The organism is Bradyrhizobium sp. CSA112, assembly GCF_029051645.1.
Taxonomy (GTDB): domain Bacteria; phylum Pseudomonadota; class Alphaproteobacteria; order Rhizobiales; family Xanthobacteraceae; genus Bradyrhizobium.
On record NZ_JAACFS010000005.1, the window covers coordinates 340,270 to 362,879 of the forward strand.

Here is a 22,610-nt window from a genome sequence, read left to right on the forward strand (position 1 = left end):
GCAGCTATGGTTCAGGCAATCGTCTTTCTGCCGCTGCTGGGCGCCATTCTGGCCGGCCTGATCGCGATCATCGGCGCGCATGCGCGCAACCCGAGCGGTGATGAGGTCAAGCATTACGACCATGGGCATGGCGATCACGCGCATGCCGCTGTTGCCCATGACGAACATGGCCATGAAGATCACGGCCACGACGACCACCACGTCTCGGAGCCGCCGGCGCAGGGGTCGCGCGCGGCCGAACTGATTACGACAGGACTTCTATTCATATCCGCCGCACTGTCCTGGGTGGTGCTGGTCGACGTCGGCTTCATGCACCATGATGCCCGGATCGCGCTGTTCCCCTGGATCAATTCCGGCGATCTGCATGTATCGTGGGCGCTGCGCGTCGATACGCTGACCGCCGTGATGCTGGTGGTGGTCAACACCATCTCCTCGCTCGTGCACCTCTATTCCATCGGCTACATGGACGAGGATCCGTATCGGCCGCGGTTCTTTGCCTATTTGTCGCTGTTCACCTTTGCGATGCTGATGCTGGTGACCGCGGACAATCTGGTCCAGCTCTTCTTCGGTTGGGAAGGCGTCGGTCTGGCCAGCTATCTCTTGATCGGTTTCTGGTACCACAAGCCGTCGGCGAACGCGGCGGCAATCAAGGCCTTCATCGTCAACCGCGTCGGCGATTTCGGCTTTGCGCTCGGCATTTTCGCGATCTTCATGCTGATCGGCTCGACCGACTTCGAGACGATTTTCGCCGGCGCCCCCGGGCTAACTGGCAAGACCATCAATTTCTTCGGCTGGCATGCCGATGCGCTGACGCTGACCTGCCTGTTGCTGTTCATGGGCGCGATGGGAAAATCGGCCCAGTTCCTGCTGCACACCTGGCTGCCGGACGCCATGGAAGGCCCGACGCCGGTTTCCGCGCTGATCCACGCCGCGACCATGGTGACAGCCGGGGTGTTCATGGTGGCGCGGCTGTCGCCGCTGTTCGAGCTCGCGCCGAACGCGCAGGCCGTGGTGATGTTCTTCGGCGCCACCACCGCGTTCTTTGCGGCGACCGTCGGCCTCGTGCAGAACGACATCAAGCGCATCGTCGCCTATTCGACCTGTTCGCAGCTCGGCTACATGTTCGTGGCGATGGGGGCAGGGGCCTATTCTGTCGGCATGTTCCATTTGTTCACGCACGCCTTCTTCAAGGCGCTGCTGTTCTTGGGCTCCGGCTCGGTGATCTATGCGATGCATCACGAGCAGGACATCCGCAACATGGGCGGGCTGAAGGACAAGATCCCCTACACCTATAGCGTGATGGTGATCGGTACCCTGGCGCTGACCGGCTTTCCGCTCACGGCCGGCTATTTCTCCAAGGACGCGATCATCGAGTCCGCCTACGTCGCGCACAATCCATTCGCGTATTACGGCTTCGCGATGACGGTGATCGCGGCCGGCCTGACCTCGTTCTATTCGTGGCGCCTGATATTCAAGACGTTCCACGGTGAGCCGCACGACCAGCACCACTACGAGGCGGCACATGAATCGCCGATGTGGATGCTGATCCCGATCGGCATTCTCGCCGCAGGCTCGATCCTGGCCGGCTTCCCGTTCAAGGAAGTGTTCGCGGGCCACGGCGTGGAAGAGTTCTTCCGCGAGTCGCTCAAGATGCATCCGCACATCATCGACGAGATGCACCATATCTCGCCTGTGATAGCGTTCCTGCCGACGGTGATGATGGCGCTGGGCTTCCTGATGTCCTGGCTGTTCTACATCCGCCGGCCGTATCTGCCGGTCGAACTCGCCAATCAACACCAGATGCTCTACCAGTTCCTGCTCAACAAATGGTATTTCGACGAGCTCTATGAGGTCATCTTTGTACGACCGGCGAAGTGGCTCGGTCGCTTCCTCTGGAAGAAGGGCGACGGCTTAGTCATCGACGGCTTCGGCCCGGATGGCGTTTCGGCGCGCGTGCTCGATGTCACCCGCAACGTGGTGAAGATCCAGACCGGCTATCTCTATCACTATGCCTTTGCGATGCTGATTGGGGTCGCCGGGCTGATCACCTGGTTCATGTTCGGCTTGGGGGCCCAGTGATGACAACCTGGCCGATTCTTTCCGTCGTCACTTTCCTGCCGGTCATCGGCGCGCTGGCGATCTATCTCACCCGCGGGGACGACGACGCTGCGCAGCGCAACGCGCGCTGGATCGCGCTGTGGACCACGCTGGTCACCTTCGCGGTGTCGTTGATCCTGGTCTGGCGCTTCGACGCCGCCAACCCGGATTTCCAGTTCGTCGAAAAGGCGAACTGGCTGGCCAGCGGCATCACCTATCACATGGGGGTCGACGGGATTTCGCTGCCGTTCGTGATCCTGACCACCGCCTTGATGCCGTTCTGCATCATCGCGAGCTGGAAATCCGTCACCAATCGCGTGCGCGAATACATGATGGCGTTCCTGCTGCTGGAAACGCTGATGGTCGGCACCTTCTCGGCGCTCGACCTCGTGCTGTTCTACCTGTTCTTCGAGGGCGGCCTGATCCCGATGTTCCTGATCATCGGCGTCTGGGGCGGCCCGCGCCGGGTCTACGCATCGTTCAAGTTCTTCCTCTACACGCTGCTCGGCTCGGTCTTGATGCTGCTGGCGATCATGGCGCTGTACTGGAATGCCGGCACCACCGACATCCCGACCTTGATGAACACCGCCGTGCCGCGCTCGCTGCAGACCTGGGCTTGGCTGGCGTTCTTTGCCTCGTTTGCCGTGAAGATGCCGATGTGGCCGGTGCACACCTGGTTGCCCGACGCGCATGTCGAGGCGCCGACTGCGGGCTCGGTGATCCTGGCCGCGATCCTCCTGAAGATGGGCGGCTACGGCTTCCTGCGCTTCTCGCTGCCGATGTTCCCGCTGGCATCGCATGATTTCGCCTGGATCATCTTCACGCTGTCGGTGATCGCCATCATCTACACCTCGCTGGTGGCCTTGATGCAGGAAGACATCAAGAAGCTGATTGCCTATTCCTCGGTGGCCCATATGGGCTTCGTCACCATGGGCATCTTCGCAGGGACCACGCAGGGCGTGGCCGGCGGCGTATTCCAGATGGTGTCGCACGGCATCGTCTCCGGCGCGCTGTTCCTGTGCGTCGGCATCGTCTACGACCGCATGCATACCCGCGAGATCGCGGCCTATGGCGGCCTGGTGAACCGGATGCCGCTCTACGCGCTGGTGTTCATGGTCTTCACCATGGCCAATGTCGGTCTGCCCGGCACGTCCGGCTTCGTCGGCGAATTCATGACGCTACTCGGCACCTTCAAGGTCTCGATCCCGACGGCGACCTTTGCCACGTTCGGCGTGATCTTGTCGGCCGGCTACGCGCTGTGGCTCTATCGCAAGGTGGTGTTCGGCGCGCTGACCAAGCCGTCGCTCGCCAGCATCAAGGACCTGACGTTCCGCGAGAGCCTGACGCTGTTCCCGCTGGTGGCGCTGACCATCCTGTTCGGCGTCTACCCGAAGCCGGTGCTCGACATGTCGGCGGCCTCGGTTCAGCAACTCGTCAACAATTACAATGCCGCCGTGACTGCCGTGAAGGCAGCCGCGTTGGTCCAGTAACGTAGCGTTTTCAAGCGAAGTGGAAACCGGTTCGCGTGAAGAAAACGCGTCAAGGATATAAAGCACCATGAGCTTTTCGAGTGCAGGTTATCAGTTGCTGCCGGTGCTGCCGGAGCTGGTGCTGGCCGTCGGCGCCATGGCGCTGTTGATGCTGGGCGCCTATCGCAGCGAGGGGACGACCACCCGACTGGTTACCGGCTTGGCGGTGGTGCTGCTCGTGCTGACCGGCGTGCTGGAGCTGATGCTGCCGGCCGGCAAGCTCACGACCTTCGGCGGCAGCTTCATCGTCGATGACTTTGCCCGCTTCCTGAAGATCCTTGCGATCATCGGTTCGGCGGTCACGTTGATCCTGTCGACGGAGTTTCTGTCCGATCCGTCGCGGCGCATTTTCGAATATTCGATCCTGGTGCTGCTCTCCACGCTCGGCATGATGGTGCTGATCTCGGCCGCCGACCTGATCATGCTCTATCTCGGGCTCGAGCTGATGTCGCTTGCACTCTACGTGGTCGCCGCCAGCAACCGCGACAACGCCAAGTCCACCGAGGCCGGCCTGAAGTACTTCGTGCTCGGCGCGCTGTCCTCGGGGATGCTGCTCTACGGCGCTTCGCTGATCTACGGTTTCACCGGCACGGTCGACTTTGCCGGCATTGCTGCGGCGGTGAAGACCGGCAGCGTCGGCATCGTGTTCGGCCTCGTATTCCTGCTGGCGGGGCTCTGCTTCAAGGTATCCGCCGTGCCGTTCCACATGTGGACGCCCGACGTCTATGAGGGCGCACCGACGCCGGTCACGGCCTTCTTCGCCTCGGCGCCGAAAGTCGCGGCGCTTGCGGTGTTCACCCGCGTGACATTGACGGCTTTCCCCGGGATCGTCCCGCAGTGGCAGCAGATCCTCGTGTTCGTCGCCATCGCCTCGATGGCGCTGGGCTCGTTCGCCGCCATCGGACAGAGGAACATCAAGCGCCTGATGGCGTATTCGTCGATCGGCCATATGGGCTTTGCGCTGGTCGGGCTGGCGTCGGGCACGGTGGAAGGCGCGCAGGGCGTGCTGGTCTACATCGCGATCTATGTCGCGATGACGCTCGGCACCTTCGCGGTCATCCTTTCGATGAAGCGCGACGGCCAGCCGATGGAGCAGATCAGCGATTTCGCAGGCCTGTCGCGCACCAACCCGATGCTGGCGTTTTTCTTCGCCATGCTGCTGTTCTCGCTGGCCGGCATTCCGCCGCTCGCGGGCTTCTTTGCCAAATGGTACGTCTTCGTGGCTGCGATCAAGGCGGGCCTGTTCACGCTCGCCGTCATCGGCGTGCTCACCAGCGTCGTGGGCGCGTTCTACTATCTCACCATCATCAAGGTGATGTATTTCGACGAGCCGGCCGGCCAGATCGAACCGATGCGCATCGAATTGCGCACGGTGCTGGCGGTCGCCGGCATCTTCAACATCTTCTTCTTCGTCTATCCGGGGCCGCTGGTCAGCGTCGCCACGGCGGCGGCGAAGTCGTTATTTTAGATGACTTTCACGCTCGGCTCCCGTGCCATATCGGCGGGCCACAAGCTCGTCGCCTTCGACCAGACCGGTTCGACCAACACGGAGGCGATGACGCGCGCCCGCGAGGGAGAGCGAGGGCCGATGTGGTTTGTGACCTCCATGCAGACGGCGGGTCGAGGACGGCGGCAGCGGGCCTGGATCGCGCCGCGAGGTAACCTCGCCAGCAGTGTCCTGGAGGTCCTCGATGTATCACCCGCGGTCGCGGCGACGCTGGGCTTCGCCGCGGGGCTCGCGATCGAGACAGCATTGCATAAAGTAAGTGTCGAAGCGTCGCTGCGAGCGGCGGGATCGGACCATATGAAGTTCTCCCTGAAATGGCCGAACGACGTCCTGGCCGGGGGGCAAAAGCTTGTCGGTATCGGCCTGGAAGCGGAGGCCGTGGCTGACGGTCGCGTCGCCGTCGTGGTCGGCATCGGGACCAATGTCGTAGCGGCCCCGGAGGGCTTGCCGACGCCAGCGACCTCGCTCGCCGCGCTCGGCGTCCATATCGGCGCGGAGGAATTGTTTTCGGCGCTGTCGAACGCCTGGGTTGAATTCCGCGGCATCTGGAACAATGGACGCGGCTTTGCGGAAATCCGCACACTGTGGCTGGAGCGGGCCGCGGGACTTGGCGAGCGGGTCGCGATCCAGACCGGCGGCGCGACCATCGAAGGCACGTTCGACACCATCGATGAAACCGGCTGCCTGATTATCCGGACAGCGGAAGGCAAGCGCATGCCGGTCGCCGCGGGCGAGGTCTATTTCGGCACCGCGGCATCAGTGGGAGCGGCCTGATGGCGCGGCCGGATGAATTGACTTTTGCCCCGCTTGGTGGCGTAGGCGAGATCGGCATGAACCTGTCGATCTACGGGCTTGGCAACCGCCAACAGCGGTCCTGGCTGGCGGTCGATCTCGGCGTCTCCTTCGGCGACGAGGAGCATCTGCCGGGCATCGACCTGATCATGCCCGACATCCGCTTTCTGGAGAAAGAGCGCAACAATTTGATGGGCCTGGTGCTGACGCACGCCCATGAGGATCATTTCGGCGCGATCATCGACCTCTGGCCCAAGCTGCAATGCAAGGTTTATGCGACCAAGTTCAGCGCTGCTTTGTTCGAGGCCAAATGCGCCGCCGAGCGCAATCCGCCAAAAATCCCGGTGACGGTGGTGCCATCAGGCGGCCGGGTCAATCTCGGGCCGTTTACCGTCGAGTTCATCCCGGTCGCCCATTCGATCCCGGAATCGCATGCGCTCGCGATCCACACCGCGGCTGGCACTGTCCTCCACACCGGCGACTGGAAGATCGACCCGACGCCGATCATTGGTCTTCCGACCGACGAGCGGCGCCTGCGCGAACTTGGCGATGACGGCGTGCTGGCGCTGATCGGCGATTCCACCAATGCGGTGCGGGACGGGCGCTCGCCCTCGGAGACCGAGGTCGCCGCCACCATCAAGAAGCTGGTCGGCGCGGCCAAGGGCCGCGTCGCCGTTACCACCTTTGCCTCCAACGTCGCGCGCGTGAAAGCGGTTGCGGATGCCGCCAGGGACGCCGGCCGCGAGGTGGTCGTGGTCGGCCGCGCCATGGAGCGCGTGGTGCAGGTCGCTCGCGAGACCGGCTATCTCGAGGGCGTGCAGAATTTCCGCGGCGCCGACTATTACGGCCATTTCCCGCCGGACAAGGTGCTGGCGCTGTGCACGGGAAGCCAGGGCGAGCCGCGCGCGGCGCTGGCGCGTATCGCCAATGATGACCATCCGCAGGTGACGCTGAACAAGGGCGATAGCGTGATCTTTTCCTCTCGCACCATTCCCGGCAACGAGAAGGCCGTCGGCGCCATCATCAACGGGCTGGTGGCGCAAGGCATCGAGGTGATCACCGACCGCACCGATCTGGTCCACGTCTCCGGTCATCCGCGCCGCGACGAACTCCGCGACATGATCTCCTGGGTGCGTCCGCAGCTCCTGATCCCGGTTCACGGCGAGGCGCTGCACCTGTCGGAGCACGCGAAACTGGCGCGTGCCGCCGGCGTGCCCAAGGTGCTGATCTGCCGCAATGGCGATCTGGTCAAGCTCGGCCCGGGCGACCCCGGCATCATCGACGAATTGCCGTCGGGGCGGCTCTACAAGGACGGCGCGATCCTGGAGGATGCAAAATCCCGCGCCGTGGTGGAGCGGCGGCGGATGGGCTTTTCCGGCTGCGCCTTCGTGGCGCTTGCCATGACCGACAAGGGCGAGCTGGTCGACGATCCCGAGGTTGATCTGGTCGGCATCCCCGAAAAGAATACGGCCGGCGAGGTCATCGACGAGATCGTGTTCGACGTGGTGGTGTCGACGGTGGAGAGCCTGCCGCGGGCGCGGCGGCGCGATCCGGACGCGACCGCAGAATCGGTGCGCCGCGCGGTGCGGGCGGTCATCAACGAGCAATGGGGCAAGAAGCCGATTTGCCTCGTTCATGTTCTGACGGTTTGAGGTAGAAAGCGTTAGTTCGACAGCTGCTCAAACCCCTCATCCTGAGGAGCCCGCAGAGCGGGGGTCTCGAAGGATGTAGGCCCCAGACGGGGCCTCATGGTTCGCCCGGCGATGCGGAGCATCGTCCGGAGACGCGCGGAGCCTGTCATCGGGCCGCGCTACGCGCGGACCCGTTGGCGCTCCTCACCATGAGGGGTGGCCTATGACGTAGTTAAGGGTTAGCGGACCGCGCGGATACGCCGCGAAGACGCAGGAAGCAGGGAGTGGAGTGTCATGCTGGGCCGGCTCAATCATGTCGCGATCGCGGTCAAGGATGCGGAGAAGGCCGCCAAGATCTACGGCGGCGCGTTCGGCGCCGAAATCTCCGGCGCGGTGCCGCTGCCGGAGCATGGCGTCATTACCGTGTTCGTGACGCTGCCGAACACCAAGATCGAGTTCATCCAGCCGCTCGGCGAGGCCTCGCCGATCGCCAAATTCGTCGAGCGCAACGCTGACGGCGGAATTCATCACATCTGCTACGACGTGCCCGACATCATCGCCGCGCGCGACAAGCTGATCAGCGAGGGCGCGCGCGTGCTCGGCGACGGCGAGCCGAAGATCGGCGCGCATGGCAAGCCGGTGCTGTTTTTCCACCCAAAGGATTTCTCCGGCGCGCTCGTCGAAATCGAACAGGCCTGACCTCATGGCCTATACCCTCTCCACGGCGCTTGCGATCTACTTCGTGCTCTGGTGGGTCGTGCTGTTCACGACGCTGCCATTCGGCGTCCGCAGCCAGCATGAGGACGGCGAGGGAGCGCCCGGCACCGATCCCGGCGCGCCGGTCATGGCGCGAATGGGCTACAAGCTGCTCTGGACCACGCTGATCTCGGGCGTGATTTTCGGCATCGGCATGTGGGCGTATCACCAGGGCTATCTGAACATCGAGCGGCTATCGAAATTGATGGGGCTGCCGTTCTAAGCTTTGATCCGGCGGGGTGAGATGGCGTCGGAAGAAGCCGCAGGGATTATCGATCTGTATCAGCGCAAGGCGCGGGATTGGATCACGAGCCGCGCCCGCGCCACCCTGTTTGAAAAACCCTGGCTCGACCGTTTCCGTGCGCTGCTGCCGCCTGCAGGCCCGATCCTCGATCTCGGGTGCGGATCCGCAGACCCGATGGCCGCGTATCTGATCGGGCTTGGTCACCCCGTCGCTGGTGTGGATTCCTCCCCGGCGATGATCGATGTCTGCCGAAAGCATTTTCCCGAGCAGGAATGGATCGTTGCCGATATGCGCTCACTTGCCTTGCGAGAGCAGTTCTCCGGCATCCTTGCGTGGGACAGTTTCTTTCACCTCTGCCACGACGACCAGCGCCTGATGTTTCCAGTGTTTCGCGCGCACGCGGCACCGAGCGCAGCACTGATGTTTACAAGTGGTCCTGCGCATGGTGAGGCGATCGGGAATTTTGGCGGCGAGCCGCTGTATCATGCGAGCCTCGACCCGGCCGAATATCGTTCGTTGCTCGATCGGAACGGGTTTCGCGTGGTGTCGCATGTCGTTGAGGACCCCGACTGCGGCGGCCACACTATCTGGCTCGCGCAGCTCGTTTGAGACGCTGGGGCAAGCGGGGACGGTGAATGCTGGTCGCCAAGAGCGTCTTTTGCGACTATGACCCGATCAAGAAAAAGGCCGACATCGGATCGAACTTCATGGAGCGGGAAACAGGGTCAGGATTCATTTATCCGAGCTAGAAGATAACGGTTCTCCAGCGAGACCTCAGTTAATCCGGGCGTTTCGGTCATCGCTTGCGGGCCACAATGTAGGGGCGTTGGTCCTTGCCCTTGCTGGCGTGGCTCTCTCTGACAACAACGTCGAAACCCGCGCCAATGATCAGTTGCTCCAGCGCGGACGCGCCGAGGGAGCTGACATGCGGCGCCTTTCCGATGACTTGCATCGCGGGCAGCAGGACCAGCCGGATCAGCGGGTTCATGTCTCCCAGGCAAGGCGTTTTCGAGATGAACAGTCCCCCGGGCTTCAGCAGGACGTGGATGCTCCGCAGCGTGTCCGGCACGTTGCGCACCAGATGCAGATAGTTGAAGCCCAGAACGGCATCGAAGCGGCTTTCCTCGTGGGCCAGTTCTTCGGCGGTCGCGGTGCGAAAGGAAAGTGCCGGGATCGACTCGACCGCGAGCTTCTCTTCGGCGATCGCGATCATCCCGCCGGAAATATCCGTCGCGAGATAGCTCCGTACGCCATTCGCGAGTCGCAGCGCCGTCGTTCCCGTGCCGCAACCCAGTTCCAGCACACTGTCTCCAGGCTGCAGATAAGCGCGCGTGCGTTCGAGCGTGCGCTCGTATCCGTTTGGATCCGCGATGCGGGATTTGGCGTACCTGCGGGAAGACCTGTCCCAGAAACGGGCGTCGCTTGTGATGCTCATGTGCCGTCCACCTTTCGGCAAAGCCTACTATGCTTCAGACAAGAAGATTGTGGAAATCTGACAGCGTTTTGCGATTATGATCCGGTCAAGAAAAAGGCCGATATCGGCTCGAATTTCCTGGAACGGGAGTAAGCGACTGGCAGCCCGGTTTCGCCTGATCGCTTCAGGTCACCTCGCTTTGTTTGCGGGGGAGAAGGCATCCCCGGATGAAATGCGGCGTGGTGCACTGCTGATCCGGGACACGGACGACAAGGGCGCCATCCGGCGATCCGCTCGCGCAGGTGCCGTGCATAGCTTTGAATATAGATGTCGCCAGCAGGATCATACCGGCGATCGCTATCCTCAAGCTCACAGCAATCTTTTGGTCGTTCCAGAATTAACCGCCAGCGCGGACATCAAGGTTAACTAACAAGCTTACCCAAGGGATTCGGTTGCTCGCCTCCACGGGAGAGCTAACCGTCTGGGCTGCATTTCGAGACAGCTTTGGTCTCTGCTCACATTTTCATTTAGGGAGCGCTGCCATGGTGCGTTCAGTAAAACCACCGATTTTAGATACGGTCGATCTTGAACGCGAAATTGAAGAAGAGTTTCGCAAGCTGCCAATTCACGAATCCCAGCCGACCGATTTCGCGCCGCCTTCCGTTCGCGCTCCGGATTTGGGGATGCCAGACTATGTGGAGCATAGCGAAGGGGCGACGGAGATCGGCAAGCTGTCGGCGGAAGCTGTTGTCCGCGAATATGAAGCTGCGGCGAAAGACATTGAGGCCCTGGGCGTTGAACTAGTTGAGCAGGCCAGGCAATGCGAGGCCATGAGCCGCGAGGTGCTCGCGGTGACTGAAGAACTGAAGGAAACCGCAGCGCGCTACCGTGCGGAGGCCAAACGCGTCTTCCTTCAAATTGAGAACTGTTCGTTGGTGACTGCAGAGGTCCGCAAGATCTGCGAAGAAATGAAGGACAAGATCGCAGCTCCGGCCATGGCCGAAACTAAAGCCGGGGAGTAAAGCGGAGCCACCCGGGTACCGACGACGGTGCTAGCGCGCCCTAGCTAGCTTCGTTACAGGGGCCGGCGGCTGAATGTCGTCGAAACGATTAATCAGCCGCTCTAATAGCTCCATGCGCATTCTACCGCCTAATCAGATGGCTCGGCGCTGCCTATAACAAGCGCACGGACCAACGTCGGGTCTGACAGCCTGCGTGTTGAAGCCAGTTGCGCGCCGCAGCTATCGGGAAATTCGCGCTCATCGCTCCGCCCCGCCGCGCCTGCGCCACGGAATACAGGCGAGCGATAGAAACCCCATGAATCGAGTTCGACGTGAAATTTCTCCGCACCACAATCGCATCGGTGTTCTTGATGGCATCGTCATTCGCACAAGTTCAGCAACCCAATGTCACGGGTAGGAGGCTGTCACCGAAAGACGTGCGGCGGGTTGTAAAGCTTTGTTCCCGGGCGACGGCGATGAGGTAGCGAAGGTCGTCGAAGCTGCCGCGCGGCATTTATTGCACCACCTTATAAGTACTTGCAGATAATAGGGACTAGTCGCGGCAGAGCCATCCCCTAATTGTCATCGTGGCCCGAGGCATCGCGTAACGCGATGCTTCCCGAAGGAAGCTGCGATCACATCGGACATGCTGCTCACCGGTGAATCGTGTTCGAAGCCCGGGAACCGGTCAGGAGGCAGCGTAGTTATTCGATGCCCGCGGAGCGGCGCATAGGCCGCCGTCTGCATCAATCAGTGCTCAGCAAACCGGGAGGCAGCAATGGCGCTCGCGATCAAAGTCAACGGTACCATGCAGAGCGTCGATGTCGATAATGACGCGCCGCTCCTCTGGGTCCTACGTGATGCGCTCGGCCTGGCCGGCACGAAGTTCGGCTGTGGTGTCGCACAATGCGGCGCCTGCACCGTGTTCGTGGATGGCAAGCCAATGCGCTCCTGTACCCTGCCTATCTCGGCGCTCGGCACCCGCGAGGTGACCACCATCGAGGGCGTATCCGGGCGGGAGGCCGAGGCGGTACAGCAAGCCTGGATCGCGCGCGACGTGCCGCAATGCGGCTACTGCCAGTCAGGCCAGGTGATGAGCGCCGTCGCGCTCCTCAAGCAGGTCAAGAAACCGAGCGACCGCGACATCGATCTCGCGATGAACGGCAACGTCTGCCGCTGCGCCACCTACGTCCGTATCCGCGCCGCGATCCACGACGCCGCCCGCGCGCTGGAGGGCTGAGCCATGACGACACATGACGTTGCGCTTTCACGCCGCGCGATGCTCAAGGGCGCCGCCGGCCTCGTCATCGGCCTTTATCTGCCCGAGAAGGCGCGCGCGCAATCGGGCGCGGCGCACGCCTTCCGTCGCGCCGCCGGCGGCGCTGATTTCGCGCCCAACGCCTTCATTCGCATCGGCGCGGACGATACGGTGACCGTACTGATCAAGCATATCGAGTTCGGCCAAGGTCCCTTCACCGGTCTCGCAACCCTTGTCGCCGAGGAGCTCGACGCCGACTGGTCGAAGGTGCGGGCCGAGCACGCGCCCTCCAACACCGACTTCTACAAGAATTTGGCCTTCGGCGTGCAGGGCACGGGCGGCTCCACCGCGATCGCCAATTCGTACGATCAGATGCGCAAGGCGGGCGCGACTGCGCGCGCCATGCTGGTCGCCGCCGCGGCGCAAAGCTGGGGCGTGCCGGCGCGCGAGATCACGGTTGAGCGCGGCGTGCTGCGCCATACCGGGACCGGTCGCGAGGGCCGCTTTGGGCAGTTCGCCGAGGCAGCCGCGCGCCAGCCGGCCCCGGCCGACCCGCCGCTCAAGGACCCATCCGTCTTCCGGTTGATCGGCCGCGACGACGGCTCGGTCAGGAAGCTCGACAGTGCCGCGAAATCCAACGGAACGGCGCAGTTCACGATCGACATGCGCGAACCCGGAATGCTCACCGTTGTCGTGGCGCACCCGCCGCGGTTCGGCGCCCGGGTCGCGTCCTTCGATGCGAGCGCGGCACGCGCGATCCAGGGCGTGGTCGACGTCAAGCAGGTGCCGACCGGCGTGGCCGTCTACGCCAACGGCACCTGGCCGGCGATCAAGGGGCGCGAACAATTGCGCATCAGTTGGGACGAGTCGGCCGCCGAGAAGCGCAGCAGCGACCAGCTCATCGAGGAATACCGCGCGCTGGCGCGCCGGCCTGGCCGCATTGCCGGTGCCCACGGGGACGCGATCACGACGCTCGCGCGCGCCGAGAGAATCATCGAGGCCGAATACGTTTTCCCCTATCTCGCGCACGCCCCCATGGAGCCGCTCGACGGCTTCCTGCGCTGGGACGGACAGCGCGCGCATGCCCGCTTCGGCAGCCAGTTGCAGACGCTCGATCACCAGACGATCGCCACGGTGCTTGGGCTCAAGCCGGAGCAGGTGGAACTGGAAACGATGCTCGCCGGCGGCAGTTTCGGGCGCCGGGCGCAGCAAACGAGTCATCTGGCGGCGGAATTGGCCGAGGTGGCGAAGGCGATCGACCCTGGCCGGCCGGTGAAGCTCGTCTGGACGCGCGAGGACGACATCCGCGGCGGCTATTACCGTCCGCTCATCGTGCACCGCATGCGCGGCGGCCTCCGTGATGGCAAGATCGTCGCATGGACCGACACCGTCGTCAGCCAATCGATCTTGAAGGGTTCGCCCTTCGAGGCCGTGATGGCAAAGGGCGGCATCGACGCCACGTCGGTCGAGGGCGCGAAGGAAATTCCCTACGATATCGCCGATTTCCGCTGCGATCTGCACACGACGGATGTTGGCGTGCCGGTCCTGTGGTGGCGCTCCGTCGGCCATACGCACACCGGATATGCGGTCGAATGCTTCGTCGACGAACTCCTGCAGGCGACAGGGCAGGATCCGGTGGCGGGCCGGCTCGCCATGATGGGCAAGGCGCCGCGCGAGGCTGGCGTGCTGCGCGCCGTGGCCGAGCTCGCGCAATGGTCCGGGCCCGGCCCGGTCAATGGCCGCGCCCGCGGCGTCGCGGTAGTGAAGAGCTTCGACAGCTACGTCGCCCAGATCGCCGAGGTCTCGGCCGGCGACGACGGTCCGCGCGTGCATAAGGTCTGGTGCGCCGTCGATTGCGGCGTGCCGGTCAATCCGGACGTGATCCGCGCGCAGATGGAAGGGGGCATCGGTTTCGGTGTCGGTGCGGCACTCTACGGCGAGGTGGCTCTCGACGAGGGCAGGCCGGTGCCGGCGAATTTCGACACCTACCGCGTGCTGCGCATCCACGAGATGCCTCAGGTCGAGGTGCACGTCGTCAACTCGTCCGAGAAGCCGACGGGCGTCGGCGAGCCGGGCGTGCCGCCGATCGGGCCCGCCGTCGCCAACGCAATGGCGCGGATCGGCCTCGGGCGGCCGCGCCGCCTGCCACTGGTGAGGGCGGTCGCATGATGCGCGCACAGGCTCTCCTCGTGGCGGGGGCGGTCGCCGTGACGGCTCTCGTCGCAGCTGCGGTAGCGCAGACCACCCGACAGCCGACTGCGAAGGACTTGCGCCCCGTTCCGAGCTTCCAGAACATCGCCGATCAACAGGCGCGTTCGATCGCGCTGTTCGAAGAGGCCGGCAAGGTGCTGCAGCACCCGCGTTGCGTAAACTGCCACCCGGCGACCGAGCGGCCGTTGCAGAGCGACGCGATGCGGCCGCATCAGCCGCTCGTGGTGCGCGGGGCCGACGGGCACGGCGTGCCCGGCATGACCTGCAATACCTGCCACCACGTCGCGAATTTCGATGCCGCCCGCGTGCCCGGCCATCCGCAATGGCACCTCGCCCCGGCGTCGATGGCTTGGGAGGGGCGTACGCTTGGCGAGATCTGCGCGCAGATCAAGGACCCGAACCGCAACGGCGGCAAGGACATGGCCGCGCTCCTTCACCACATGGCGGAGGACACGCTCGTGGGCTGGGGCTGGTCGCCCGGTCCGGGCCGCGAACCAGCGCCAGGCACGCAGGCCGCGTTCGGCGCCTTGCTGCGGGCCTGGGCTGATACTGGCGCGCATTGCCCGCCGTCATGAGGCCGAGGTGTTAACGCCGTATGCCGTCAGGAATGTGCGGGTCTTGGCTGCATCAAACGCGTTTCGCATCGGTCGCTGCAGGGCGACTGTCCCAAGGACCGATTTAGCGAGCGTGTGTTAGTCCGCCGTCCGCTCCCGCAATCGCTGCGCATAGACGTTGATCACGAGCGCCGCCAGCAGGATCAGGCCGCGGATCAAAATCTTCAGGAAGCTGTCGATGTTGACGTGATCGAGGCCGTTGTTGAGGACGCCGAGCACGAACAGGCCGACGATGGTGTTGCCGATGCCGCCGCGGCCGCCAAAGAGACTGGTGCCGCCGACGACCACCGCGGCGATCGAATCCAACAGATACGTGTCGAACTCATTTTGCTGGGCGCTGCCGAAATGCGCTACCCCAAGCATGCCGCCGATGCCGGCGCACACGGCCGAAATGACCATGACGCTGCCGAGGATCAGCTTGACGTTGAGCCCGGAATATTCCGCCGCCTCGCGGTTTCCGCCGACCATGTAGACGTAGCGGCCGAAGCGGGTGTAGGTCAGCACCAGATGGCCGCCGAGCAGCATCAGGGCCGCTACGATCACGATCCAGGGAATGCCGCCGATCGATGTCGATCCCAGCGTCGTGACCAGCGGGGGCACCTTGTAGGCGATCTGCCCGCGCACCAACAGCGCAGAGATGCCGGCCGCGATCTGCATCATTGCCAGCGTCATGATGAAGGAGGGGATGCCGATCACCGTCAGCCCGAAGGCGTTGACGAGGCCAAGCAGGGCGCAAAGCGCCAGCGCCAAGAGGATCGCGGCCCATCCGGGCATCGGCACGTTGGCGATGTTGACGTAGGATTCCTGCAGCGTGAAATAGGCGACCGCAATGCCGGTGACGTTGGCGATAGCGGCGATCGACAGGTCGATTTCTGCGCACAGGATCACGAAAGTGAGGCCGACGGCGATAATGCCGGTGACCGAAATCTGGGTGAGGATGTTGCCGAAATTGTCCAGCGTCGCAAACGACGGGCTGGCGGCCGCGAAGAAGCCGAACAGGCAAATCAGCGTCAGGAACGGCGCGATGTTGCGCATCTGGGACCGCAGCATCGCGGCGAGCCGGTGCGGGCGCTTGCGATCTGGAGCCGCGACTGTCACGCTTTCACCTGAAGTCATGTCGGTCTCCTCATGCCGCTTCCAAGAGGCGGTCCTTGCTGATCTGTTCGTTGGCAAATTCCCGCACCACCGCGCCGCGCTTGAGCACGATGACACGGTCGGCGAGCGACAGCACCGTCTCCGGCTCGGTGGAGAGCACGATGATGGCGAGTCCCTTGGCGCGCAGATCTCTGACGATGTGGATGACGTCGTTCTTGGCGCCGACGTCCATGCCGCGGGTCGGCTCGCATAGCACCAATAGCCGCGGCGGGTAGCTCAGCCATTTCGCCAGCGCCACCTTCTGCTGATTGCCGCCGGACAGCATGCCGAGATCGAGCTCGACCGCTGCCGGGCGGATCCGCAATTGGTCGACCTGCCGCGTGGCGATCGCGCGTTCGCGCGACGGCTTGAGCAGCAGGGATGAAATGCGATCGAGGACGCTGATCGAGATGTTCTTGTAGACCGGCTCCTGGTGGAACAGCATGTCGCGCCGGCTCTCGGGCACGAACGCGATTCCGGAACGCCTGGCATCCGCTGTGCTGCGGAAGGCCTTCTGGTTGCCCGCGACCGCGAGCGTGCCGATATCGGGCTTTATTTTGCCGAACAGGATCCGCGCCAGCTCGAGCTGTCCGCATCCCATGAAGCCGTAGATGCCGAGCACTTCGCCGGCGCGGGCCTCGAATGAAACCTCGCGCAGGCGGCCCGCCAGCGTCAGCCCGTTTGCGTTCAGCACCACCGGCTGATCGGTCGGCGGCGGCAACATGATGTCGTGGGTGTAGGTTTCTTCCAAGGCCTCGCGGCCCTTGCCTATCATCGCCTCGATTAGTGCCAGCTTGCTCGTCTCCGAGGCGGCGGCCTCCGCGACCTTCCGGCCGTTGCGGAACACCGTGACGACGTCAGAGACGCGCAGGATGTCCTCGATGAAATGGGAGATGAACACGATGCTGGTGCCTTCGTCCCGCAATTGCCGCAAGGTCGCGAACAGGCGCTCCACTTCGGGCGGTGACAGCGCCGAGGTCGGCTCGTCGAGAATGATGATGCGGGCGCCCGAGAACAGCACGCGGGCGATCTCGATCAGTTGCTGCAGGCCGATCGGCAGGTCGCCGAGCCGAGACATCGGGTCGACATCGATGCCGAACCGCTTCAGCTGCTCGCCCGCCTCCCGCGCCATGCGGCGCCATTGCACGAGGCCGAGGCGGTTGGTCGGCTGGCTGCCCAGAAACACGTTCTCGGCTACCGTCAGGTCCGGCGCGACGCTGAGTTCCTGATGAACCATCGCGATGCCGGCTGCATGCGCGTCGCGCACCGATCGAAATCGGGTCTCCCGGCCGTCCAGGACGAACCGGCCGGAAAAATCCGCATGCACGCCGGCGATGATCTTCATCAGCGTACTTTTCCCCGCGCCGTTCTCGCCGACGAGACCATGGATCTCGCCGGCGGTGAGCGCGAAGTCGACTCCACGAAGGGCCTCGACACCGCCGAAGGCCTTCGTGATCTCGTGCAGTTCGAGGATGGGCTGACGTGCCGATTGCATGCTGATTCAGATCAGGAAGTGATCCTCCATCCATTGCATGCCGGCCGCGTTGGCTTTCGTCACCACCGGGCCGTCCGTGATCACATGCTTCGGGATGCCCTGTCCGCTCTTCTCGCCCGCGGTCACCGCGGCGACGCCGGCGATGATGGCGCCGCCATGGATGCGGCAGGAGGGATTGCGGACGGTCGCGAACATGCGGCCTTCGCTCACCGCCTGGATCGCAGGCGGCATGGCGTCGACGCCGCCGATCAGGATGTTGGTGCGGTTACGCGCCTTCATGATGTTGTAGGCGGCCAGCGCCATGTCGTCGTTGTGGAAGAACGCCGCATCGATCTGCGGGTGCTTCGTCAAATAGGTCTCCCATAACCGAGCTGTCTTCGAAACGTCCCAATCCGCCGGCTGGGTGTCGAGCACCTCGATGTTGGGGAATTGCTTCACCACCGTGTTGAAGCCCTTGGCGCGGCCCTGCGCGCCGGTATGGCCGAGCGCGCCCTGCGTCATGATGATCTTACCCTTGCCGCCCATCGCGTTGCAAAGCGCCTGCGTCACCGAAGCGCCCATGAATTCATTGTCGGGCGCCAGGAAGGAATGAACCTTGATCTGGTCGAGCGGGGCGATCAGCGTATCCATGTCGATCACGGGGATGCCGGCATCGATCATCTTCTGCACCGGCTGGGTCAGCGTGCCGATGCCGAAGGCCTGGATGGCGACGAAATCCCATTTCTGCGAGGCCATGTTGTCGATCGCCGCACGCTGCTTGACCGCGTCGAGCTGGCCGTCGAACCAGGTGACCTCGACGTTGAACAGCTTGCCCCACCATTCCGCCGCCTGCTTGCCCTGGGCGCACCAGGTCGCCTGCAGGCCCGCATTGGAGAACGCGGCCTTCAACGGCTTTTCAGAACGTGCGGCCGCCGCCAGCGCCGGATTGATGCCCAGTCCCCCGAGCAGGGCGGTCGCTGCGCCTGCCGCGCCTGCTGCCTGAAGAAGGTCGCGCCTGGTCGTTACGGATTTGTCAGTCCCGGACATCGTTTGCTCCCTCGCTTGTTCATTTGTTATCGCCGACGGCGTCGATTGCACGCACCGCGGATCGAGGCAGTCTTTCACACTCCGCGCGTTTGCTGCAACAATGCCGTCCAAGGAATCTTTCAAGGAATCCTTGCGGCCAATCGGCCGTGATCAGAGTGCGTCATTCACACTGCGCTGCAACGAGACCCTCGATCTCCCCGAGCAGGTTTCGCCATGCTGTATCGATTTCGTCCGACCAGTCGGCTCCGACGATGTCGCGCAGAGTCTGCGCAAGGATGCTGAAGAACGCCACGAACAATTCACGCGGGGTGCCATAGGCGTCGTGCGAAGAAACTTCGGATGTGATCAGGCGGAAATGGCCGCTGCGTTCGCCAGCAAAATCCAGGATGGCGTCGATCGTGAGTGCCAGCATCGAACCCTTGACGAGTTCGCTGCCTTCGGTCCGGAACATTGTCCGTGCTTCGGGATGCGCGTCGAACAGCCGGCGATAGACCAGCGGCGTCAGATCCTCGCAGCGCGCCGCGGCCAGTTCAAAACTTCGCTCGATTGGATTTGACGATGCTGTCATTGTCGTTTGCGATCGTCTCAAAAAAAAGAGCAGGGCGCCAAGCCCTGCTCAAAAATTGTGTCGACCCTTAATTTCCTCGAAAAGTGAGATTTGCTCTTGATTGTCGAGGCGACGCTGCTTGTGCGCGTCAGGGCTCCTCCCGAGACTTGGACCACCAAGCTTGAGCCTCTCGGCCAGCCTGAGGTTGAATTGGTAGACCATCTTTTTCGTCTTGTCACCATTTTCGGCAACGTTTGTTCAAAATTCCAGCACTCTGCGAAATGATTGGGAATTTGCTACTCGCGGTTGTGGATTTAGCTGCAATACGCCCGAGGCTTGGTATTGGGGTAGGGCGCCCTCCAAATGCTGCAAAACGCATCGCTTTTCGCCAGCATCTCTCCTTGAAGCTGCAACATAATTCCGGGAACTTGATCTCGACTTCAGACTCTCATGGTAATTAAGGTCTGAAGCGGATGGGATTGTGATGCGCCGCCGGCTGAAGAATTTTCTGCCAATTGTCCTGATTGCCCTGGTGGTGCAAATTTTTGCACCCATCGGCGCATGCTGGGCGGCGAGCATCGCGGCCTCCGATCCGCTCGCTGGCGCCATCATCTGCCATGGCAACAGCGCCCCCGATGCCGGGCAGGCTGACCAGGCCAACCATCGCGCCCATGACGGATGCTGTTCGGTTTGCAGCGTGCTGCAGACCGGTGCGCCGGTCGACGTGCCGCAGACTGCGGCGATCGACATCGATCGGGTTGCCGAGCAGGTGGCCTGGTTCGACTTTGCTTGCCGGCTGACAAACGCTCGCGCCGGCAGCCACGCGCAGGCGCGTGCGCCTCCCTCCATTTCCTGACCTCACTTGACCTTTGTCAAATGGTGCGGCCGCGGCCGTGCCAGTTCGTTCAATTTAGCTAGCCGGCCAAAGAGCTGGCGTCAGGAATGTCTTATGTATCCCCATCGTGCCGTGGGAAGCGCGAGCCTGCTTGTACTTGGCAGTGCGCTATCCCTCATGCCGTCGAACGCGAATGCCCAGACGGCGCTGCCGGCCGTGACCGTCGATGCGCCGCGCGGCGCGACCGCCAGACCTGCGGCCCGCAAGCCGGCCGTTCGCGCCGCTGCAAGAAACCAGGCGAGGCCGCCTTCGGCCAATCCCGCGCCTGCCGCCTCGCTGACCGCCGGAATTACGCCGAGCGTGGCGCGTGCGCTGCTCTACCAGGCGCCCAACGGCCAGACCGAGACGACCATTGATCGCAGCCAGTTCGACAACCGGCCAGCGTTCTCCATTGCCGACGTGCTGCGCGAGAGCCCCGGCATCTCAGTGAAGCAGGGCAACGGGCCGCGCGATGTCGGCATCTCGATCCGCGGCTCCAACGCCCGAAACGGCTTCGGCATCCGCAATCTCGTAATCTTCGACGACGGCTTTCCGGTCACGCAGCCGGACGGGCTTTCCCGCAGCGACCTGATCGATCCCAAGGCCTATGGCGCGATCGATGTCATCCGGGGGCCGTCGTCGGCGCTCTATGGCAACTATGCGACCGGCGGCGCGCTGAATTTCCGCACCCGCCCGGGCGGCACGATCGACGGCGCCGAATACGGCGTCGATGGCGGCAGTTTTGGTTACCTCAACAATTATCTGGCCTACGGCAAGAAGGTCGGCAATTTCGAGGGCTCGCTGTTTGCGAGCGATGCGCGCGGCGACGGATTTATCCAGAATAGCTGGTTCAATACCCAGACGGTGAATTTCCTCGGCACGCTGCACGCGACGCCTGACGACCGCTTTACCGTCAAGTTCATCAACAACAACCTCGACGCCCGCCTTCCGATCCGGCTGTCGCTCAACCAGTATTATCAGAATCCCTTCCAGGCGGGGTGCGATATGGCCGGTGTTGCCGGCTGCGCCTCAGTTAACCTCCTCAACAACGGCTTCAACGGTACAAGGACTCCGATCACCGCTGTGCAAGCCGGGCTCGGCCGCGACGATCGCCGCACCATCGTCGGCGGCAGATGGGAGCACGACTTCGACAATACGACGACCTGGCGCAACCAGTTCGTGTTCGACGATCGGAACATCAATCAGCCGACCGGCGCCACCAGCGCCATCGGCGATTTCCCGTCTTACAACTACATGAGCGACGTCACCAAGCGCGGCGAAATCCTCGGCATGGAATCGACGACGTACTTTGGCGCGTTCTACAACACGCTGACGGCGTCGAGCGACAACCGCAACGTCATGCCGGGAGGCAATGCAAAGCTCGGCCTTCTCGCGAGCAACACCTTCAGCGATACGTCGAACTACGGCGTTCGCGCGCGCGAGGAACTCAAGCTGACGCCGAACCTGACGGCGATCGCCGGCATCGGATGGGAAACCACGCATCTGAAGGGAATCAACACCTCTTACACCTACGGCACGCCCAATGTCCCCATAGCAACGCCGGGAGTGCCGATAGTCGCCGACCGCCAATTCCAGAACACAGCGCCCGAACTCGCGCTGCTCTACAAACTGAACAGCGAGTGGCTGTTCAGGGCACGCGTCGCCACCGGATACGGCACACCGCAGGTTGGCAACCTCTTCGTCCTCTCGAACGGTCAGAACGGCAACAACACGCAGCTAAAGACGCAGCAGAACCTCGGTTACGACCTCGGGTTTGACTGGACGCCGAACAACACGCTCAAATTCAGCGCGACCGGCTTCTACGAATTCTTCAAGAACGAGCTGGTTACGCAGGCCACGCAGGTCGGCGCCCCCAATGCAAGTTACACCTTCAATGCGCCGCGATCGGAGCATCGGGGTGTCGAACTGGCCGCGGACTGGAAGTTCCTTCCGGGCTGGCGATTCACGGCGGCGTACACCTATCTCGACGAGGTCTATACAGAGTACACCGAGAATATCATCAACGGCGCGACGTTCAGCTTCAACCGTGCTGGCAACAAGATTCCCGGCATCTCGCCGCACGAACTGACGGCGCGTCTTGGCTATGAGCAGATGTGGGGGCCGCTGGCAGGGCTCGGGGCGTTCGTCGAAGTTCAGTGGAAGGATTCGTTCTACATGGACAACGCCAATCTCTTGAAGGCGCCCGGTTACGAACTGGTCAATCTCAACGTCCACTACAACACAGACCTCGTGTCCGACTATTTCAAGTCGTTGAGCATGTATGTCGAAGTCAGGAACGTGTTTGACCGGACCTATGTGGCTTCCGCAAATAATATCGCGAACTCGGTCACGACCGCTGGTGCTCCAAGTCTAGCGAACGTACTGGCGAACACGACCGGCTCGATCTACGCGGGTTCCCCGCGCGCATTCTTCGCCGGCATGAAGCTGGCGTTCAAATGACCGGACAACAACGCAGGAGG

General features: G+C 63.1%; 19 protein-coding genes. 14 read left to right on the forward strand and 5 right to left on the reverse strand.

Features of this window, described 5'->3' with window-relative positions; translation table 11 throughout:
• Window positions 1-6 precede the first annotated feature (6 nt).
• The 8 genes from nuoL to GWE18_RS14030 all read left to right on the forward strand — a co-directional run bounded on the left by nuoL (window position 7) and on the right by GWE18_RS14030 (window position 9,165).
• Window positions 7-2,079, forward strand: a complete 2,073-nt coding sequence (nuoL, locus tag GWE18_RS13995) for an NADH-quinone oxidoreductase subunit L (protein ID WP_275186296.1) — start codon at window positions 7-9, stop codon at window positions 2,077-2,079.
• Window positions 2,079-3,587: an NADH-quinone oxidoreductase subunit M gene (locus GWE18_RS14000; protein ID WP_275186297.1), complete on the forward strand. Its 1,509-nt coding sequence runs from the start codon at window positions 2,079-2,081 to the stop codon at window positions 3,585-3,587. Before nuoL ends, GWE18_RS14000 begins: the two co-directional genes overlap by 1 nt.
• 67 nt (window positions 3,588-3,654) lie before the next feature.
• Window positions 3,655-5,094: an NADH-quinone oxidoreductase subunit NuoN gene (gene nuoN, locus GWE18_RS14005; RefSeq protein ID WP_275186298.1), complete on the forward strand. Its 1,440-nt coding sequence runs from the start codon at window positions 3,655-3,657 to the stop codon at window positions 5,092-5,094.
• Complete coding sequence (locus GWE18_RS14010; protein ID WP_275186299.1) at window positions 5,095-5,907, forward strand: biotin--[acetyl-CoA-carboxylase] ligase; 813 nt, start codon at window positions 5,095-5,097, stop codon at window positions 5,905-5,907.
• Complete coding sequence (locus GWE18_RS14015; RefSeq protein WP_275186300.1) at window positions 5,907-7,577, forward strand: ribonuclease J; 1,671 nt, start codon at window positions 5,907-5,909, stop codon at window positions 7,575-7,577. The genes GWE18_RS14010 and GWE18_RS14015 overlap by 1 nt, the downstream gene beginning before the upstream one ends.
• Window positions 7,578-7,850: 273 nt before the next feature.
• Window positions 7,851-8,255 carry a methylmalonyl-CoA epimerase gene (gene mce, locus GWE18_RS14020; RefSeq protein WP_275186301.1) on the forward strand — a complete coding sequence of 135 codons (405 nt, stop codon included), beginning with the start codon at window positions 7,851-7,853 and terminating at the stop codon, window positions 8,253-8,255.
• A gap of 4 nt (window positions 8,256-8,259) precedes the next feature.
• Window positions 8,260-8,535 (forward strand): DUF1467 family protein, encoded by a 276-nt coding sequence (locus GWE18_RS14025; RefSeq protein WP_275186302.1) that lies wholly within the window; start codon window positions 8,260-8,262, stop codon window positions 8,533-8,535.
• A 21-nt stretch (window positions 8,536-8,556) separates the two neighbouring features.
• On the forward strand, window positions 8,557-9,165 hold the full coding sequence (locus GWE18_RS14030; RefSeq protein WP_275186303.1) for a class I SAM-dependent methyltransferase: 609 nt from the start codon (window positions 8,557-8,559) through the stop codon (window positions 9,163-9,165).
• 187 nt (window positions 9,166-9,352) lie between these two features.
• Here the strand turns inward: GWE18_RS14030 and GWE18_RS14035 are convergent, their stop codons facing one another.
• Window positions 9,353-9,991: a class I SAM-dependent methyltransferase gene (locus tag GWE18_RS14035; protein ID WP_275186304.1), complete on the reverse strand. Its 639-nt coding sequence runs from the start codon at window positions 9,989-9,991 to the stop codon at window positions 9,353-9,355.
• Window positions 9,992-10,512: 521 nt separating this feature from the next.
• Between GWE18_RS14035 and GWE18_RS14040 the strand changes: the two genes are divergently transcribed.
• From GWE18_RS14040 to GWE18_RS14055, 4 genes are all read left to right on the forward strand, one after another.
• Window positions 10,513-10,992: a hypothetical protein gene (locus GWE18_RS14040; protein WP_275186305.1), complete on the forward strand. Its 480-nt coding sequence runs from the start codon at window positions 10,513-10,515 to the stop codon at window positions 10,990-10,992.
• A gap of 757 nt (window positions 10,993-11,749) precedes the next feature.
• Window positions 11,750-12,211, forward strand: coding sequence for a (2Fe-2S)-binding protein (locus GWE18_RS14045; protein ID WP_275186306.1), 462 nt, complete (start codon window positions 11,750-11,752; stop codon window positions 12,209-12,211).
• 3 nt (window positions 12,212-12,214) lie between these two features.
• Window positions 12,215-14,398: a xanthine dehydrogenase family protein molybdopterin-binding subunit gene (locus tag GWE18_RS14050; protein WP_275186307.1), complete on the forward strand. Its 2,184-nt coding sequence runs from the start codon at window positions 12,215-12,217 to the stop codon at window positions 14,396-14,398.
• Window positions 14,395-15,015 carry an Isoquinoline 1-oxidoreductase subunit gene (locus GWE18_RS14055; RefSeq protein ID WP_275186308.1) on the forward strand — a complete coding sequence of 207 codons (621 nt, stop codon included), beginning with the start codon at window positions 14,395-14,397 and terminating at the stop codon, window positions 15,013-15,015. The genes GWE18_RS14050 and GWE18_RS14055 overlap by 4 nt, the downstream gene beginning before the upstream one ends.
• Window positions 15,016-15,132: 117 nt before the next feature.
• Here the strand turns inward: GWE18_RS14055 and GWE18_RS14060 are convergent, their stop codons facing one another.
• From GWE18_RS14060 to GWE18_RS14075, 4 genes are all read right to left on the reverse strand, one after another.
• Window positions 15,133-16,170 (reverse strand): ABC transporter permease, encoded by a 1,038-nt coding sequence (locus GWE18_RS14060; RefSeq protein ID WP_275186309.1) that lies wholly within the window; start codon window positions 16,168-16,170, stop codon window positions 15,133-15,135.
• 10 nt (window positions 16,171-16,180) lie between these two features.
• A complete protein-coding gene (locus tag GWE18_RS14065; protein WP_275186310.1) occupies window positions 16,181-17,683 on the reverse strand; it encodes a sugar ABC transporter ATP-binding protein in 1,503 nt (500 codons plus the stop codon).
• 6 nt (window positions 17,684-17,689) lie between these two features.
• A complete protein-coding gene (locus tag GWE18_RS14070) occupies window positions 17,690-18,709 on the reverse strand; it encodes a sugar ABC transporter substrate-binding protein (protein WP_057849641.1) in 1,020 nt (339 codons plus the stop codon).
• Between the two features lie 160 nt (window positions 18,710-18,869).
• A complete protein-coding gene (locus GWE18_RS14075) occupies window positions 18,870-19,277 on the reverse strand; it encodes a globin (protein ID WP_275186311.1) in 408 nt (135 codons plus the stop codon).
• A gap of 463 nt (window positions 19,278-19,740) precedes the next feature.
• Here GWE18_RS14075 and GWE18_RS14080 point away from each other — a divergent pair, with 463 nt between their 5' ends.
• Entirely contained in the window at window positions 19,741-20,112 is a 372-nt protein-coding gene (locus tag GWE18_RS14080) for a DUF2946 domain-containing protein (protein ID WP_275186312.1), read from the forward strand.
• 93 nt (window positions 20,113-20,205) lie between these two features.
• Window positions 20,206-22,590: a TonB-dependent receptor gene (locus GWE18_RS14085; protein WP_275186313.1), complete on the forward strand. Its 2,385-nt coding sequence runs from the start codon at window positions 20,206-20,208 to the stop codon at window positions 22,588-22,590.
• Window positions 22,591-22,610 lie beyond the last annotated feature (20 nt).

What these genes read in the sequence shown, in the direction of transcription:
- GWE18_RS14030 (WP_275186303.1), top strand. Translation starts at nt 8,557, where the DNA reads ATGGCGTCGGAAGAAGCCGCAGGGATTATCGATCTGTATCAGCGCAAG.
- nuoN (WP_275186298.1), top strand. Translation starts at nt 3,655, where the DNA reads ATGAGCTTTTCGAGTGCAGGTTATCAGTTGCTGCCGGTGCTGCCGGAG.
- GWE18_RS14070 (WP_057849641.1), bottom strand. Translation starts at nt 18,709, where the DNA reads ATGTCCGGGACTGACAAATCCGTAACGACCAGGCGCGACCTTCTTCAG.
- GWE18_RS14065 (WP_275186310.1), bottom strand. Translation starts at nt 17,683, where the DNA reads ATGCAATCGGCACGTCAGCCCATCCTCGAACTGCACGAGATCACGAAG.
- GWE18_RS14060 (WP_275186309.1), bottom strand. Translation starts at nt 16,170, where the DNA reads ATGACTTCAGGTGAAAGCGTGACAGTCGCGGCTCCAGATCGCAAGCGC.
- mce (WP_275186301.1), top strand. Translation starts at nt 7,851, where the DNA reads ATGCTGGGCCGGCTCAATCATGTCGCGATCGCGGTCAAGGATGCGGAG.
- GWE18_RS14045 (WP_275186306.1), top strand. Translation starts at nt 11,750, where the DNA reads ATGGCGCTCGCGATCAAAGTCAACGGTACCATGCAGAGCGTCGATGTC.
- GWE18_RS14050 (WP_275186307.1), top strand. Translation starts at nt 12,215, where the DNA reads ATGACGACACATGACGTTGCGCTTTCACGCCGCGCGATGCTCAAGGGC.
- GWE18_RS14040 (WP_275186305.1), top strand. Translation starts at nt 10,513, where the DNA reads ATGGTGCGTTCAGTAAAACCACCGATTTTAGATACGGTCGATCTTGAA.
- GWE18_RS14085 (WP_275186313.1), top strand. Translation starts at nt 20,206, where the DNA reads ATGTATCCCCATCGTGCCGTGGGAAGCGCGAGCCTGCTTGTACTTGGC.
- GWE18_RS14010 (WP_275186299.1), top strand. Translation starts at nt 5,095, where the DNA reads ATGACTTTCACGCTCGGCTCCCGTGCCATATCGGCGGGCCACAAGCTC.
- GWE18_RS14055 (WP_275186308.1), top strand. Translation starts at nt 14,395, where the DNA reads ATGATGCGCGCACAGGCTCTCCTCGTGGCGGGGGCGGTCGCCGTGACG.
- GWE18_RS14015 (WP_275186300.1), top strand. Translation starts at nt 5,907, where the DNA reads ATGGCGCGGCCGGATGAATTGACTTTTGCCCCGCTTGGTGGCGTAGGC.
- GWE18_RS14075 (WP_275186311.1), bottom strand. Translation starts at nt 19,277, where the DNA reads ATGACAGCATCGTCAAATCCAATCGAGCGAAGTTTTGAACTGGCCGCG.
- GWE18_RS14080 (WP_275186312.1), top strand. Translation starts at nt 19,741, where the DNA reads ATGCGCCGCCGGCTGAAGAATTTTCTGCCAATTGTCCTGATTGCCCTG.
- GWE18_RS14000 (WP_275186297.1), top strand. Translation starts at nt 2,079, where the DNA reads ATGACAACCTGGCCGATTCTTTCCGTCGTCACTTTCCTGCCGGTCATC.
- nuoL (WP_275186296.1), top strand. Translation starts at nt 7, where the DNA reads ATGGTTCAGGCAATCGTCTTTCTGCCGCTGCTGGGCGCCATTCTGGCC.
- GWE18_RS14035 (WP_275186304.1), bottom strand. Translation starts at nt 9,991, where the DNA reads ATGAGCATCACAAGCGACGCCCGTTTCTGGGACAGGTCTTCCCGCAGG.
- GWE18_RS14025 (WP_275186302.1), top strand. Translation starts at nt 8,260, where the DNA reads ATGGCCTATACCCTCTCCACGGCGCTTGCGATCTACTTCGTGCTCTGG.